Source organism: Luteipulveratus mongoliensis, assembly GCF_001190945.1.
GTDB classification, from domain to species: domain Bacteria; phylum Actinomycetota; class Actinomycetes; order Actinomycetales; family Dermatophilaceae; genus Luteipulveratus; species Luteipulveratus mongoliensis.
Genome location: NZ_CP011112.1, coordinates 2,929,617 through 2,944,889, shown reverse-complemented (window position 1 = coordinate 2,944,889; position 15,273 = coordinate 2,929,617). Strand labels below are relative to the sequence as shown.

Annotated in this window: 13 protein-coding genes and 1 riboswitch; of the genes, 1 reads left to right on the top strand and 12 read right to left on the bottom strand. The window is 70.0% G+C overall.

Annotated elements, in window-relative coordinates; translation table 11 throughout:
• Window positions 1–4: 4 nt before the first annotated feature.
• The 10 genes from VV02_RS14035 to def form a co-directional block, all read right to left on the bottom strand.
• Window positions 5–2,518: a bifunctional FO biosynthesis protein CofGH gene (locus VV02_RS14035; protein ID WP_245633078.1), complete on the bottom strand. Its 2,514-nt coding sequence runs from the start codon at window positions 2,516–2,518 to the stop codon at window positions 5–7.
• Between the two features lie 10 nt (window positions 2,519–2,528).
• Complete coding sequence (ribH, locus tag VV02_RS14030; RefSeq protein WP_052592389.1) at window positions 2,529–2,996, bottom strand: 6,7-dimethyl-8-ribityllumazine synthase; 468 nt, start codon at window positions 2,994–2,996, stop codon at window positions 2,529–2,531.
• On the bottom strand, window positions 2,993–4,213 hold the full coding sequence (locus VV02_RS14025) for a bifunctional 3,4-dihydroxy-2-butanone-4-phosphate synthase/GTP cyclohydrolase II (protein ID WP_052592387.1): 1,221 nt from the start codon (window positions 4,211–4,213) through the stop codon (window positions 2,993–2,995). Before VV02_RS14025 ends, ribH begins: the two co-directional genes overlap by 4 nt.
• A gap of 23 nt (window positions 4,214–4,236) precedes the next feature.
• Window positions 4,237–4,929 (bottom strand): nicotinamide riboside transporter PnuC, encoded by a 693-nt coding sequence (pnuC, locus tag VV02_RS14020; protein ID WP_052592385.1) that lies wholly within the window; start codon window positions 4,927–4,929, stop codon window positions 4,237–4,239.
• Entirely contained in the window at window positions 4,926–5,537 is a 612-nt protein-coding gene (locus tag VV02_RS14015) for a riboflavin synthase (protein ID WP_052592383.1), read from the bottom strand. Before VV02_RS14015 ends, pnuC begins: the two co-directional genes overlap by 4 nt.
• Window positions 5,537–6,571 (bottom strand): bifunctional diaminohydroxyphosphoribosylaminopyrimidine deaminase/5-amino-6-(5-phosphoribosylamino)uracil reductase RibD, encoded by a 1,035-nt coding sequence (gene ribD / locus VV02_RS14010; RefSeq protein ID WP_052592382.1) that lies wholly within the window; start codon window positions 6,569–6,571, stop codon window positions 5,537–5,539. The genes VV02_RS14015 and ribD overlap by 1 nt, the downstream gene beginning before the upstream one ends.
• A gap of 141 nt (window positions 6,572–6,712) precedes the next feature.
• Window positions 6,713–6,841, bottom strand: a riboswitch (FMN riboswitch).
• 88 nt (window positions 6,842–6,929) lie between these two features.
• Window positions 6,930–7,586, bottom strand: coding sequence for a ribulose-phosphate 3-epimerase (rpe, locus tag VV02_RS14005; RefSeq protein ID WP_052592380.1), 657 nt, complete (start codon window positions 7,584–7,586; stop codon window positions 6,930–6,932).
• 19 nt (window positions 7,587–7,605) lie between these two features.
• Window positions 7,606–9,123: an RsmB/NOP family class I SAM-dependent RNA methyltransferase gene (locus VV02_RS14000; RefSeq protein WP_052592378.1), complete on the bottom strand. Its 1,518-nt coding sequence runs from the start codon at window positions 9,121–9,123 to the stop codon at window positions 7,606–7,608.
• Window positions 9,116–10,045 carry a methionyl-tRNA formyltransferase gene (gene fmt, locus VV02_RS13995; protein ID WP_052592376.1) on the bottom strand — a complete coding sequence of 310 codons (930 nt, stop codon included), beginning with the start codon at window positions 10,043–10,045 and terminating at the stop codon, window positions 9,116–9,118. Before fmt ends, VV02_RS14000 begins: the two co-directional genes overlap by 8 nt.
• A gap of 3 nt (window positions 10,046–10,048) precedes the next feature.
• Complete coding sequence (gene def, locus VV02_RS13990) at window positions 10,049–10,606, bottom strand: peptide deformylase (RefSeq protein ID WP_245633077.1); 558 nt, start codon at window positions 10,604–10,606, stop codon at window positions 10,049–10,051.
• A gap of 241 nt (window positions 10,607–10,847) precedes the next feature.
• Here def and VV02_RS13985 point away from each other — a divergent pair, with 241 nt between their 5' ends.
• Window positions 10,848–12,335 (top strand): hypothetical protein, encoded by a 1,488-nt coding sequence (locus VV02_RS13985; RefSeq protein WP_052592372.1) that lies wholly within the window; start codon window positions 10,848–10,850, stop codon window positions 12,333–12,335.
• A 9-nt stretch (window positions 12,336–12,344) separates the two neighbouring features.
• Here VV02_RS13985 and VV02_RS13980 read toward each other — a convergent pair whose 3' ends face one another.
• Both VV02_RS13980 and VV02_RS13975 read right to left on the bottom strand, forming a co-directional pair.
• Entirely contained in the window at window positions 12,345–13,043 is a 699-nt protein-coding gene (locus VV02_RS13980) for an HAD family hydrolase (RefSeq protein ID WP_052592370.1), read from the bottom strand.
• Window positions 13,044–13,107: 64 nt separating this feature from the next.
• Window positions 13,108–15,186, bottom strand: coding sequence for a primosomal protein N' (locus VV02_RS13975; protein ID WP_052592368.1), 2,079 nt, complete (start codon window positions 15,184–15,186; stop codon window positions 13,108–13,110).
• Window positions 15,187–15,273 lie beyond the last annotated feature (87 nt).

Genomic DNA, 15,273 nt, shown 5'->3' with positions numbered 1-15,273 from the left:
GGGTTCAGGCCGCCCCTGCCGCAGGGCGTCCATAGGTCGTCGTACGCTCCCGCACCCCTCGGCCGATGCCCGCCGCGATCTCCTGCAGCTCGGCGACGGTCTTGGCGGAGCCATGCTCGGAACCGGCCATCCGGCTGATCGTCTCCTCCATGAGGGTGCCGCCGACGTCGTTCGCGCCGCCCTGGAGCATCTGCCGGGTGCCGTCCACGCCGAGCTTGACCCAGGACGTCTGGATGTTGTGGATCCGCCCGTGCAGCATCAGTCGCGCGAGGGCGTGCACGGCGCGGTTGTCGCGGAGCGTGGGGCCCGGCCGTGCCAGACCGGCGAGATAGACCGGCGCGTTGTGATGGACGAACGGCAGCGGCACGAACTCGGTGAAACCACCTGTCTTGTCCTGCAGCCGAGCCAGGGTGCGCAGATGGCCGACCCAGTGCCGCGGGTGGTCGACGTGGCCGTACATCATCGTCGAGCTGCTCGGCAGCCCCACTTCGTGCGCGGTCTGCACGACCTCGAGCCACTGCGACGCCGGGAGCTTGCCCTTGGTCAGCACCCAGCGCACCTCGTCGTCGAGGATCTCCGCCGCCGTCCCGGGGATCGAGCCGAGGCCGGCATCGCGTACTTCCTGCAGCCACTCCTTCACGGACACGCCTGCCTTCGCGGAAGCCGTCGCGATCTCCATCGGAGAGAAGGCGTGTACGTGGATGCCCGGGGCGGCGCCGGTCACTGCACGCACGATGTCGACGTACGCCGTCCGCCCCAGTGAGGGGTCGATCCCGCCCTGCAGACAGATCTCGGTCGCTCCGAGCGCTTGCGCCTCGGCGGCACGCTGACCGATCTGCTCCAGGGACAGGGTGAAGGCGTCGGCATCCGTCTTGCGTTGAGCGAAGGCACAGAACCGGCAGCCGACGTAACAGATGTTGGTGAAGTTGACGTTGCGGTTGACGACATAGGTCACGTCATCACCGACCACGTCACGACGGATGTCGTCGGCCAGCCGGCAGAGCGCGTCGAGGTCGGCACCATCGCTCGTGACAAGCGCCAAGTAGTCGTCGTCGGACAACCCCGCCGGGTCAGTTTCCGCACGGGACAACGCATCTCGCACGTCGGCGCCCAGCGGCTGCGGCGCGGAGTCGACGCGATGCGCGACCTCAGCCCAGTCGCCGTAGACCTCGTCGAAGTCGCTGCGCCGGTCATCGGTGCGGCCTTCGGTGTCGACCTCACGGTGCAGGTCGACACGTCCGCGGCCGTCACCTGTCGCGGCCAGCCCGCCATCCGGCTCCTGCCACGGTCGCCCCGTGGCGCGAGCGTCCTCCGCGGCCAGGCCGGTCGAGAGATCCGCCAGTGCGCGGACGTGCTCATGGAGCCGCGGGTCGATCCACGGCTCGTCGCGCTCCAAGGCACCGAGGACGTACCTCGGATGAGCCGTCAGACGCTCGGCGAGCCGCAGCCCTGACTCCTCGGTCCACTGGCGCAGCTCGTCGACCTCCGGCCAGGGACGCTCGGGGTTGACGTGGTCGGGCGTGACCGGCGAAACGCCGCCCCAGTCATCGACGCCTGCCGCCAGGAGGCGTGAGATCTGTTGTGGCTCAGACAGATTCGGCGGCGCCTGGACCGTCACAGATGGGCCGAGGAGCAGTCGGGTGACCGCGATGGTGGCGAGATACTCCTCCTCCCCCACATCGGGCGTCGACCGCATCGCGGTGTCGTCCTTGGCCCGGAAGTTCTGGACGATGCACTCCTGGATCGCGCCGTACTCCCGCGCTACCTGCCGGATCGCCAGGATGCTGTCGAGCCGGTCCTGGACGGTCTCACCGATGCCGACCAGGACCCCGGTCGTGAACGGTACGCCGACGCGGCCTGCGTCTTCGAGGACGCGGAGTCGTACGGCCGGGTCCTTGTCGGGAGAGCCGAAGTGCGCACCGCCCGGCTCCGTGAACAGTGCCGTCGAGGTGGTCTCGAGCATCATGCCCATCGACGGAGCGACCGGCTTCAACCGCTGCAGGTCGGACCAGGACATGACGCCGGGGTTGAGGTGCGGCAGCAGCCCGGTCTCCTCCAGCACCCGGATCGCCATGGCGCGTACGTAGGCCAGCGTGTCGTCGTACCCATGCGCGTCGAGCCACTCCCGCGCTGCCGGCCACCGATCCTCCGGGCGGTCACCGAGCGTGAAAAGCGCTTCCTTGCAGCCTTGGGCGGCACCCTCGCGCGCGATTTCCAGCACCTCGTCGGGCGACAGGAAAGCAGCCGGCAGACGGTGCGGCACGGTCGCGAATGTGCAGTAGTGGCAACGGTCCCGGCACAACCGGGTCAGCGGGATGAACACCTTGCGTGAGTACGTGACGACCTCTGGACGCCCGGCCTTGAGCATCGCGGCATCACGCACCCGGGAGGCTGGCTCGAAGAGCGCCTCCAGGTCCTCGCCGCGCGCGCCGAGCAGGACGAGCGCCTCACCCTCGTCCAGCGTCTTGCCGTCACGTGCCCGGGCCAGTGCCCGTCTCATACCGCTCGAAGAGGTCACTCGCAGCAGGCTACGTGAGGCCCTTCAGCGTCACGGCAGTGGCGACAGCTGCAGTGGCCGCCTCGTGACCCTTGTCCTCGATCGAGTCGGGCAGACCGGCACGGTCAAGGGCTTGCTTCTCGGTGTCACAGGTCAGCAGACCGAACCCGACGGGTGTCCCGGTGCGCACCGAGATGTCCGAGAGCGCGGACGTGGCCGCATGGCAGACGTAGTCGAAGTGCGGTGTCCCACCACGGATGACGACACCGAGAGCCACGACAGCGTCGTACGACGGAGCGAGGCGCGCGCAGGCGACGCCGAGCTCGAAGCTGCCGGGCACGCGTACCAGCGTGACGTCCTCGACCTGCGCGTCGGCGAGCCCGCGCTGGGCACCGTCGACCAGACCGTCCATGACCGTCGTGTGCCAGGAAGCCGCGACGATCGCGACCCTGAGTCCCGTCCCGTCGACCGCGATCTGTGGCGACCCGTGCCCGCTCATGCGGACGCCGCCTCAGCCTCGAGGAGGATGTCGTGTCCCAGGCGGTCACGCTTGGTCGTGAGGTACGCCGTGTTGTCGGCGGTCGCGGGCACGTGCACCCGGTCAACGCCGACGATGTCGATCCCGGACCGCGCCAGCGCCTCGACCTTGACCGGGTTGTTGGTCATCAGCCTCAGCCGCTCGACACCGAGGTCCCGCAGGATCGCGCCGGCCGCGCCGTACTCGCGGTCGTCGATCGGGAGTCCCAGCTCGGTCTGCGCGTCGACCGTGTCAAAACCGTTGTCCTGCAACGCATACGCCTGCAGCTTAGAGAGCAGACCCACGCCACGACCCTCGTGCCCGCGCAGGTAGACGACCACGCCACCTTCACGACTGACCCGCTCCAGGGAGCGGTCCAGCTGCGGGCCACAGTCACATCGGCGCGAGCCGAAGACGTCGCCGGTCAGGCACTCCGAATGAACCCGCACCAGCGGGTGGTCGCCGTCCAGACCGCGCCCGCTGATCAGCGCCACGTGCTCAGCGCCGGTCACCCGGTCCCGGTAGCCGACGACCTGGAAGATGCCGTGCGACGTGGGCAGGCGCGCCTCCGCGACCCGCTCGACGCGATCATGCTTCTCGCGCCACTGGACGAGCTGCTCGATCGTGATGACCGGCAGATCGTGCTCGGCACCCAGCTCCAGCACGGCAGTCAGCCGCATCATGGTGCCGTCGTCGTGCTGCAGTTCCGCGAGCGTCGACACGGGGTTCAGCCCTGCCAGCCGGGGCAGGTCGACGCCGGCCTCGGTGTGCCCACGCCGGACCAGGACGCCGCCGTCCTTCGCGCGCAGCGGCAGGACGTGTCCGGGCCGGATGAAGTCCTGCGGTGTCGCGTCGGCGTCGGCCAGCAGCCGGATCGTGCGCGCTCGGTCGGCTGCACTGATCCCGGTGGTCACGCCCTCGGCGGCGTCCACGGACACGGTGTACGCCGTACGGAACGGGTCCCGGTTGTGCTCGACCATGAGCGGCAGGCCGAGCCGGTCGGCGTACGCCTCGGGCAGCGGCGCGCACAGGTAGCCCGAGGTGTGCCGCACCATCCAGGCGACCCACTCGTCGGTGAGTGTGTCCGCGGCGAGGATGACGTCGCCCTCGTTCTCGCGGTCCTCGTCATCGGTGACCAGGACCGGTCGGCCATCGCGCATCGCTTGCAGCGCGTCCTCGATCGATGAGAGCGCGTTCATTTCTCCACCATTCGCTCTGTCGCTCATGCCGCCACCTCCACAGGAGTCGGTTGCTCGGTGCGCGTCGCGCGCAGCCAGACGGTGAACCCGTAGATGACCAGCCCCGCGTAAATCACGTAGAGGATGGCTGACGGGTAGTACTTGGAGTGCCACAGCAGCGGCACTCCGACCAGATCAACGGCGACCCAGGCGAGCCAGAAGTCGTTCCAGCCGCGAGCCATCGCATAGGTCGCGACCATCGATCCGACGAAGATCCAGGCGTCGCACCAGTAGTACCAACGCTCCGCGGGCCAGCCCGCGCCGATCTTGGCGAACACCGCCTGCGTGACCAGGACACCGGCCACCCAGACGATCAGATAGCCGACACGCTCCTGCGTGGTCGCCCAGCGCGGGCTGATCGCCGGCTTGTCCGCACCCCGCAGCTTGCGGCTCTCGTTCCAGATCCACCACCCGTAGATCGAGGTGATGATGAAGAAGACCTGCCGCCCGGCCTGACCGAACAGCGGCCCGCTCCCGGTGTTGGTGATACCGACGCCGAGGAAGACGGTGAAGAGCATCGCGTTGCCGATGATGCCGACGGGCCAGGCCCACACCTTGCGTCGCATGCCGCCGATCGCGGAGGCGAACCCGAACAGGTTGCCGAGGATCTCGCGCCAGGTGATCGGGTGACCCGAGATGGTCAGGTGCGCGTCGTAAATGCGCTCGAAGAGGTTCACGCGCTGACTCCTGTCGGCGCGCCACTGGCGAGCAGCCGCTCGACGTACTTCGCCAGGACATCGACCTCGAGGTTGACCAGGTCACCAACTCCCTTACGCCCCAACGTGGTCAGGTCCAAGGTCGTGGGAATCAAGGACACGCTGAACGTGCCGTCGGCGACTGCCGAGACTGTCAACGAGACACCGTCGACGGTGATCGAGCCCTTCTCTACGACGTAGCGTGCGAGCTCGACCGGCAGCTCGAACGTGACGACCTCCCAGCGGTCTCCAGGCTCCCGAGACACGATCGCTGCGGTGCCGTCCACATGGCCCTGCACGACGTGGCCACCGAAGCGGCCGTTCGCGGGCATGGCTCGCTCGAGGTTGACCGGATCGCCCACCGTGAGTCCGCCGAGGCTGCTGCGCTGCAACGTCTCGGCCATCACGTCGACGCCGAACACCTGGCCCTTCACCTCGACCACGGTCAGACAGACGCCGTTGACGGCGATCGAGGCACCGTGCACGGCGTCCGCCGTGACCGTGGCACCGCGCAGCCAAAGCACGGCGGAGTCGGACCCGTGCTCGAGGCGCTCCACGGCGCCGAGCTCCTCAACGATCCCGGTGAACATCACAGATCTCCTTCGACAGGTCTCGGCCGCAGGCGCAGCCGGACGTCTTGGCCGAGCTGCTCGATATCGAGCAGCTCGAGATGGTGGGCGGCCGACAGGGTCGGCACGCCGAGTGAGGCGACCAGCGACGGGCCGTCGCCGAGCAGGGTGGGAGCGACGTAGACAAGCGCCTCATCGACCAGGCCAGCGCGCAGGAAGGCAGCCGCGACGGTCGGGCCGCCTTCGAGCCACAGGTGACGAATCCCCTTGTCCTGCAACGTCTTCAGTACGACCTCGGCCGAGTGAGTGCGCGCGTGCCAGACCTCGCCCGGCCCGTTGACGCGCGCGTCCGCGGGGACGTCACGCTCGCCCATGACGACTCGGAGCGGCTGCACTCCGACTGGGCGGTCCTCGGCGTCGCGCACGGTCAGAGAGGGGTCGTCCGTCAGCACGGTGCCGGTGCCGACCAGGATCGCCCCGGCCGTGGCACGACGGCGGTGCACGTCCGCGCGCGCCCCCGCGCTGGTGATCCAGCGACTGGTGCCGTCGAGTGCGGCGACGCGACCGTCAAGGGTTGAGCCGACCTTCCACGTCACGAAAGGGCGACCGTGGACAGCGCTGAACGCCCACGGCCGGTTCAGATCCTCGGCACCGGTCCCGCTCACCGGTCCGGTGACATCAATCCCCTGTGAGCGCAGGAGTTCGGCTCCCCCGCCGGCCACAGGGCTCGGGTCGGCCTGGGCAAAGACCACCCGACGTACACCGGCTGCCAGGAGCGCCCGGGTGCACGGCGGCGTACGGCCCTCGTGGGAGCAGGGCTCAAGGCTGACGTACGCCGTCCCACCGGATGCACGATCGCCGGCGGCTTGTAGCGCGACGACCTCGGCATGCGGCGTACCGGCTCCGTGGTGCCAGCCCTCGCCGACCACCTCGCCCTGCGCGCTGAGGATCACGGCACCGACTCGGGGGTTCGGATCGGCGAGGCGACCCTGAGCGGCGAGCTCCACGGCACGCGAGAGCAGCGCAGCATCCTGCTGCGTCAGGCCTACGGTCATGGCCCACTCCCTCTCGCTCGCGACGGCGAGCTCCGGGGTGGACTGGTGACGTCAAAGGGTCGACAAGGCTCGACCCAGTGAGCGGCCCTCGCCGAAGCGGGACCGGACATCACCGGCAAGCGGTCGCCAAAGAGCAACCGCCACGTGCGCCTCCCATCCGGACTTTCACCGTCGGTCCTGGAGTTCCACCAGGTCAACCGACCACCCGAAGGTGGCCGGGTCGCGGACTATCACCGCCGGCTCGGAATTACACCGACCCCGGAGCACGTACTGCTACCCATAAGTATGCACCACGACGATCATCACGGCACTTCGTGTATCCCCGTGGACGAGATGGCAGGCCGATCGTCGGGTGGATTCAGTGGGTGTGCTGGGAGGCGAGCTCGCGCAGCTCCCCGATGGCGTTCGCCGCGTCGTCGGCGCCGTAGACCGCCGAACCCGCGACGAACACATCGGCGCCCGCCTCAGCACACTGCTCGATGGTCTTGGCCGAGACTCCCCCATCGACCTGCACCCAGATCTCACCGCCGTGACGCTGCACGGCGTCGCGGACCTGCCGCACCTTGGGCATCTGATCTGCCATGAAGGACTGCCCGCCAAAACCTGGCTCGACCGTCATCACGAGCACCATGTCGAGCTCGGGCAGCAGGTCCTCGTAAGGCGCGAACTCCGTCTTGGGCTTCAGCGCCATGGCCGCTCGGGCGCCGGCCGCCCGCAGCGAACGCGCAAGCGCCACAGGGTTTTTCGCCGCCTCGATGTGAAAGGTCACGGACTTGGCACCGGCCTCGGCGTACGACGGTGCCCACCGGTCAGGGTCATCGATCATCAGGTGACAGTCGAGTGGGATCGGGCTGACCTTCTGCAACGCTTCGACCACCGGCAGGCCCAGCGTCAGGTTGGGCACGAAGTGGCCGTCCATGACGTCGACATGGGCCCAGTCCGCATTGGAGATGCGGTCGAGCTCGCGCTCGAGGTTGGCGAAGTCAGCGGACAGGATGCTCGGCGAGATCTGCAACGGAGGGTCCCTTGGGGTGTCAGCGGGGCTGCTTGCGAAGCAGCGCGAAGTACATGGCGTCGGTGCCGTGGATGTGCGGCCACAGCTGGACGGTCGGGCCGTCGCCCAACCTGTCGATCGGCGCGCCCTCTGCGTCGATGAACAGGGGCCGCGCGTCCTCGAGCACGACATCGGTGCGGTCGCCCACGATGTCGTCCACAACCAGTTGCGTCTCGGCCACATGAGGGCTGCACGTCGCGTAGCCGATCACGCCTCCCGGGCGCGTCGCCTCGATGCCCGAGACGAGCAGCTCGCGCTGGAGGGCCGACAGCTGAGGGACGTCGGACGCCTGTCGGCGCCAGCGTGACTCGGGGCGTCGGCGCAGCGCTCCGAGGCCGGTGCACGGCGCGTCCACCAGCACACGGTCGTACGTGTCGGGCTCCTCCGCGCCGAGGTCGCGACCATCGCCGGTCCCGACCATCACCTCGACGTCCGCATCGAGAGCCGCACGCAGCGTCTTGCGCACCAGCTCGGTGCGGTGCTCGCTGACCTCGTTGGCGAACAGCACGGCACCGCGCTGCGCGGCGAGCGTCGCGAGGAGAGCTGCCTTGCCTCCGGGCCCGGCGCACAGGTCGAGCCACTGCTCACCGTCCGGGTTGGGGTTCTGCACGGTTGCCGCGGCGAGCGCCAGGGCGAGCAGCTGGGAGCCCTCGTCCTGCACGGCCGCACGCGTCTGGCGGACGGCGGCGATCGCGGCCGGGTCGCCCGACTCCATGATCGCGGCCAACGGCGACAACGAGGACGCCTCTGCGCCCGCCTCGACGAGCTCTTCAACGGTCGCAAGACCAGGACGAGCCACGAGCGACACGCGTGCCGGGTCGTTGTCCGCGGCAAGCAGGCGCTCGAGGTCACCGTCAACCGTCTCGTCGGTGGATGCGCCGTGCGCGACCAGCGCCGCGCGCAGGGCACGCACCACCCAGCCCGGATGGGAGTACTCCACCGAAAGGGCATCGACCCGATCCCGGCCTGCGGTCACCTCGGTGACCCACTCCTCGCGAGTGCGCTCACTGATACGCCGCAGCACCGCATTCACGAACCCCGCGGCACCGGCTCCGTTGACACTGCGCGCCAGCGCGACCGTCTCGGACGCGGCGGCGTGCGAGGGCACCCGCATCCCGAGCAGCTGGTGGGCGCCGAGGCGCAACGTGTCCAGGACGGGCGGGTCGATCTGTGTCGCGGGGCGTCCGGCGGCCAGCTCGATCACAGGGTCGTAGAGCCCCCGCATCCGGATCCCGCCATAGGTCAGCTCAGTCGCGAATCCGGCATCGCGTCCCTCAAGTCCTGCGTTGCGCAGGATGCGCGGGAGCTCGAGGTTGGCGTACGCGCCACGGTCGACCGCACGCGCCACGTCGTACGCCGCCCGCCTGGCCGGATCGCCCTCTCGCCGCCGGTCGGACGGCCGGCTCGCGGAGCGTGCGCGGTCGCCGGAGCGCCGCGCGTCCGGCCGCTGCCGACCTCGTGAGTTGCGATAACTGCCACCGTCGCGTCCTTCAGGCACCCAGAACCTCCTCGTCACCGGCTCGTACGCCGCGAGCCCAGTCTGCGGCCGCCATCGGCTTCTTGCCAGCCGGCTGCACCAGGCCGAGTCGTACGGGGGTGGTCGCCGTGCCGACGAGAACCTCCCGTTTGGCGACCCGAAGGTGGCCGGGCGGCAGAGCAGCAACGTCAGCAACGGGCTCGACGGGTTGGATCTTGAGCCGCTCACCACGGAAGGTCGACCACGCACCCGGCTCAGGCGTACAGGCTCGGACTCGACGATCGACCGCGAATGCTGGTTGCTGCCAACGGATCTCAGCATCCTCGACGGTGATCTTCGGTGCGAGAGACACGCCTTCGGCCGGCTGGGGCACCGGCAGTGCGCTCCCATCGGCCAGGGCATCGAGCGAGGCGACGAGCAGGCCGGCACCGGCCTTGCCCAGTCGCTCGAGCAGGTCGCCGCTGGTGTCGGTCCGCCGGATCGTCTCGGTCAGGGTGCCGAGGACGGGTCCGGTGTCCATGCCTTCTTCGAGGATGAACGTGGTAGCACCGGTGACCTCGTCGCCCGCCAGCACGGCGTGCTGCACCGGAGCAGCCCCGCGCCATGCGGGCAGCAGTGAGAAGTGCAGGTTGATCCAGCCGAGCCGAGGGATGTCCAGGGCAGACCGCGGCACCAGCGCGCCATAGGCGACGACCGGGCAGGCATCGGGGCTCAGGGCGGCGAGCCGCGACTGGAACTCCGGATCCGACGGGCGACCGGGAGCCAGCACCTCAAGACCGACCTCCTCGGCACGGCGACGGATCGGGGAGGTCGCAGCCCGACGGCCACGACCCGCGCGCGCGTCGGGACGGGTGATGACGGCGACGACCTCGTGATCGGAGTCGAGGAGGGCATCGAGGGACGGCAGGGCGACCTCAGGCGTGCCGGCGAAGACCACGCGCACCGGTCATCGCCCCCGGCCGAAGGTCGGGTGCGGGGACTCGCGGATGATCGGTCCCGGCTGCCCGGCCCACTCCGCGTCACGAATCTCCTTGAGAGCCAGACGGCGCGCCTCATGGTCAAGCCGGTCGACGAAGAGGATGCCGTCCAGGTGGTCGGTCTCGTGCTGGAGACAGCGCGCCATCCGATGGGTGCCCTCGATGGTGATCGGCTCGCCGTACATGGAGAAGCCTTTGGCCACCGTGCGCACAGCCCGCGGTGTGTCGAAGACCAGGTCCGGGATCGACAGGCAGCCCTCGGGGCCACACTCGATCTCCTCTGACAGCTCGAGGTCCGGGTTGATCAGATGCCCGACCTGCCCGTCGATGAAATAGGTGAACACCCGCAGCCCCACACCGATCTGAGGCGCCGCGAGACCCGCGCCGGGCGCATCCAGCATGGTGTCCTCGAGGTCAGCGACCAACCGGCGCAGCTCGGCGTCGAAGTCGACGACCGGGGCTGCGGGCGTACGCAGGACGGGGTCTCCGAAGAGTCGGATGGGCTGGACGGGCAACGGGGACCTCACGAGCGGACGAGACGGGAGTGCTCACAGCGACTGATCGACGATGCCGGCTCGGCGGAGCCTGCGAGCCGATTGGAGGAGGAGATCAGTCCGACGAACACTCTAATGACCGGCACTTCTGGAATGACCAGCGGCAGCCGTCCCAACGCGTAATGTTCCATCAGGGAGTCGATATGCCGCGCAGGGTGGGGAGGTGGGGACATTGACGCGAGGACCGGGACGACCGACCCAGATCTTGGGCGACATGTCCGACCCGCAGGGCGGCGCCGTCGATCTGCGCGCGCGCGTGGCCTGGCTGGCTCGCGTGTCGCGCTGTGCATCCTCCGATCCCGAGGCCACCAAGCAGGTTGCGTTCGCCGACCGGATGCGCGCGGTCGGGGTGAGCGCGAGCAGCACCAAGGTGTCCCTGTGGGAGAACGCCCACCAGCCGATGACGCTGGCCGTCCTTGCCGGCTATGAGAAGGTCCTCGATCTCGCGCCGGGTCAGCTGCAGGCGACCTGCGAGGGCTTGAGCCGCTCGATCTCCGCGAGCGGCCGACCGTCGCTGCAGCGGGCCCGCGCACTCGGTGGCGGTCAGCAGCTCCTCGACACGGTCTACGACGCAGCCAGCCGGCACGCGACGACGGGCGGCGACTGGTTCGCCTTGACGTCCTACTGGGACCACATGAGCGACACGATGATCCCCATCGCGATCGTGCGTTCCCTGACCGCGACCCTGCTGAGCGAGATGGTCCGCTCTTGCGGCACGGCCTATGTGACCCGTTATCAGGCGCTGTGCCACCTCGCCGATCACCCGGTCTACGCCCAGGTCCTGGTCGACACGATCCTGGACTTCATCGCCGTCCCAGGGGTCGAGCCGGTCATCGACGCCATCAGCCTGATGGGCGAGGGCCTGGCTGAGCAGACGGCACCGGTGCTGCTCGACCTCGGTGCCGACCAGTTCGGGCGGGTGCGGACCGGAGCTGTCGGCGCGCTCACCAACCAGATCCGGATGGGCACGTTCCCGCTCTCACTACGGCCGCGGCTGCGCCAGTTGATCGGCGCGTTGTGCGCGGGATCTCTGGACGACGCGCGGCTGGCTCGGCAGCTCATCGTCCGGCTGCCCGAGGAGGACCAGGCCGAAGGGCTCGCCCTGCTGCGCCGTCGCACCGCGCCGGCGCCTTCGGGCACGGCACGGTCTCTCCCGCCGCCCACGGCGCCCGTTGACCTGGCGCGCTTCGAGCGCGCTGCCCAGCAGGCCACGGGCCTGCCGAGTGATCCGGTGCTGCGGCGTCTGCTGCAAGAGGTCCATGTGCACGACCGCACTGAGCTGCGCCACCACGCGTGTCTGCTGCTGATGGCCAGCCCCTATCGCGCCAGCCTGGCGTCCGTCGCGGCCGAGCTGCTGGTCGAGCGGCCGGGCAGCCCCAGCTCGGTCAGTGCGGCGATCATGCTGTCCTACCTCGCGCTGCCCGAGCACACCGACACCCTCATCGAGCTGACCCGGCACCCGCAGCCAGGGGTTCGCCAGGCGGCACTCACCGCGATCACCCACGCGGCCGGCGTACCAGCCGACCTCGACCTGCTGGCTGCATCCTCGACGCCGGACACACCCGACGCCGCGGCACGCTACGCCGCCGGCATGGGCGCCCACCCGTCGCTGCCGGAGTGGGCGAGGTCAGCGGACATGTCGACCGATGTCCGCGAACGCTGCCGCTGGTGGCAGCGCAACGGCTCGGCCGTACGCAGCTGACCTGCTGACTTAGCGCCGCGGCTGCAGCGGTAGTCCGCGCACGATGAGGTCCTCGCGCAGATGGCCGGTGTCGGTGAAGAGGATGGCGTCGAGACCGGCGGCCGTCGCGGCTTGCACATTGGCCTCGCTGTCATCGATGAAGACACAGTCATCGAGCCCACCGACGTGCCGGATCCGCTCACCGAGGACCTCGAAGATCTCGGGATCAGGCTTGGCGACCTCCTCCTCGCCGGACACGATGATGTCCTCGAACACGTCGAGGAAGTCGAAGCGGTCCAACGCCTTGGGGAAGAGCTCCTCCGACCAGTTGGTCAGGGCGAACAGCGGCACCTTGGCCTGGTGCAGCTCACGCAGGATGGCAACGGTGTCCTCGACCTCACCCAGCAGGGACGCGCCGAAGTTGGAGCGGTAGGAGCGGATCTCCTGCTCCAGGTGTGGGTGCGAACGGAGCGCGAGCTGCTCCCCCTCGTCCCACCTGCGACCGGCGTCCTGGGCGTGGTTCCACGCGGTGAAGTCGAACGCCGGGTCGGCCACGAAGGCCTCAGCACGCTCCTGGCCGACTGCAGCGGCGATCGCGGGCACGGGGTCCCAGCGGATCAGGACGTTGCCCAGATCGAAGACCACGGCATCCACCGGGTTGGGCGCGATGTCGTCCTGAAGGTCCAGGGCGAAGGGCGCTTCGACGCTCTCGTGCTGCGACTCGCTCATACCCCCACACCCAACCAGGACCACCCGACAGCACCACCACGGGGTCACGCCGGCGTCGGTCTGGTCAGAGCAGGCTCGGGTCCGGGTCGACGCGGACCCCGATCGCGACGTCCTTGCGTGCGCTACGGGCGGCTCGCATCGCGGTGAGGCGAGCGAGCACCAGGGCCGCCTGGTCGTGCTCACACCGCAGCAACAGGCGCTGCCCGTCCTCGGACTCGCCCGCTCGCCGGGTGCCGACCGGCAGCGGACCCAGCACCTCCACGTCCGTCGGCAGGTCGAGGGCTGTCAACGCGCCGCTCAGCTCCACGCGGGGGCCGGTCAGCTCAGCGACCCAGCAGCTCGGCGGCAGACGCAGCTCGGCACGCTCATGCAGCTCCCGCTCGGCGAACCAGCCTGGGGCCCATCGCACCAGAGCCTCCACGGCCGGGATCGTGGTGTGGGTCGGCGCGCCGCACAGCACGACGACTCCCCCAGCCGTGCTGGGACGGGTGAGCGCGGCGGCAGCCGTCCATCGACGTACGGCCTCGGCCTGCGCCTCCAGCACCGGACGGTCCAAGAAGGCCCACGCGTCGAGCAGCAGCGTGGCGGCATAGCCGGACTCGGCCACAGGCTCAGCTCCGGGTGTGGCGATGACCAGGGACGGATCGGGGCCTACCCGGTCGAGCATCTCGCCGGCCGCCGAGCGGTGCAGAGGCACGCCGGGGAACGCTCGCCCCAGCTCCTCAGCCGTACGCCGGGCTCCGACCACGCTGGACCGCAGCCGGGTGTCGTCGCACTCCGGGCACCGGAAGGCCGGTTCGACCCGCCCGCACCAACGGCAGGCCGGGGGACGATCCGGTGACACGAGTCCGAGGGGGCCGTGACAGGTCGCGCACCTGGCGGGTGTCCGGCAGCGCTGGCAGGACAACGACGGCAGGTAGCCACGGCGCGGGACCTGCACCAGCACCGGTCCCGACTGCAGCGCCTCCTTGGCGGCCGCCCAGGCGCGTGACGGCAGGTGTGCCAGTGCGGCCGGCCCCGAACGCTCGACGTCGCGTTCGTCGCCGGTCACGACCGTGCGTGGGTGGGCCGACCGGTCGCGCGGAGCCTCCACAGCTCGGACTCGACCCGCCTCGAGCCAGGCCTGCACCGGCACCGACCGCGTATGCCCCCCGAGGACCAGCGCCGCGCCCTGCTGCTCGGCGCGCATCGCCAGGACGTCACGAGCGTGGGCATAGGGCGCCCGCGGCTCGGTCAGCGCGTCGTCGCCGTCGTCCCAGCAGACGAGCAGACCCAGGTCACGGACCGGCGCGAACGCCGCGGCTCTGGTGCCGACGACACAACGGACGTGTCCACGCAACAGCTTGAGCCAGGCGGTGTAGCGAGCCTGCGGGCCCTGATCCGCGCTGAGGCGTACATGCTGCCCCGCGCCCAGGCGATCCCGTAAGGCCTCGTCCAGCCTCTCGGTGTCACGTCCGTCCGGCACCACGAGAACGACTCCGCGGCCGGCGCTCAGGGCCGTCTGAGCGAGCTCGGCGAGGGCACTCGGCCAGTCGAGCTCGGGCCCGACGGTCGGGCGCGCGAGCCAGGAGGCGGCCGGCGCACCCCCGTCGGCGATGCGTTGGAGGAGGGCGGGCCCTGCGGGGTATGGCTCCCAGGCCACGTGGCGCGTTGCTCCAGCGGTCTCGGGCGCACTCTCCGGCGGCGCCATCGCCAGGGCCTTCTCGGCGCGCGCGTGGCGAGGCGGGATCGCCAGGCGGAGGACATCGCCGAGTGTCCCGGCGTACTGGGCCGCGACACCGCGGGCCAGCTGGAGTACGTCGTCGGTGAGCACCGGCTCCGCACTGACCACCCGGCGGATGGGCGTCAGCCGGCCCGTGTGCTCAGCCTCAGCCCGGCGCTCGAGCAGGAACGCGTCGACGTCCTGCCCGGCGAACCGCACCTTGAGCCGACACCCGGGAACGGCGTCGTCGGCGAGTGTTGCGGGCACGGAGTACTCGAACGGGCGGTCCAGGTGTGGCAGACCGGTGTCGACGTGTACGACGGCCACTGGGTCCTTGCTGGCAAGAGCCGGTCCCGTGCGCGGCCGCGGAGTGGACGCAGGCGCGACAGCCTGGAGCAGCGCGAGCTGCTCAGCTGCGGCGGACGCACCCTCCTCGGTCATGGCGCAGTTCTATCGGTCCAGGGCGACACGCGTGCACCCGGGACCGGCCCAGGAGACGACGATGCCGCCTGGTCACAAGGACCAGGC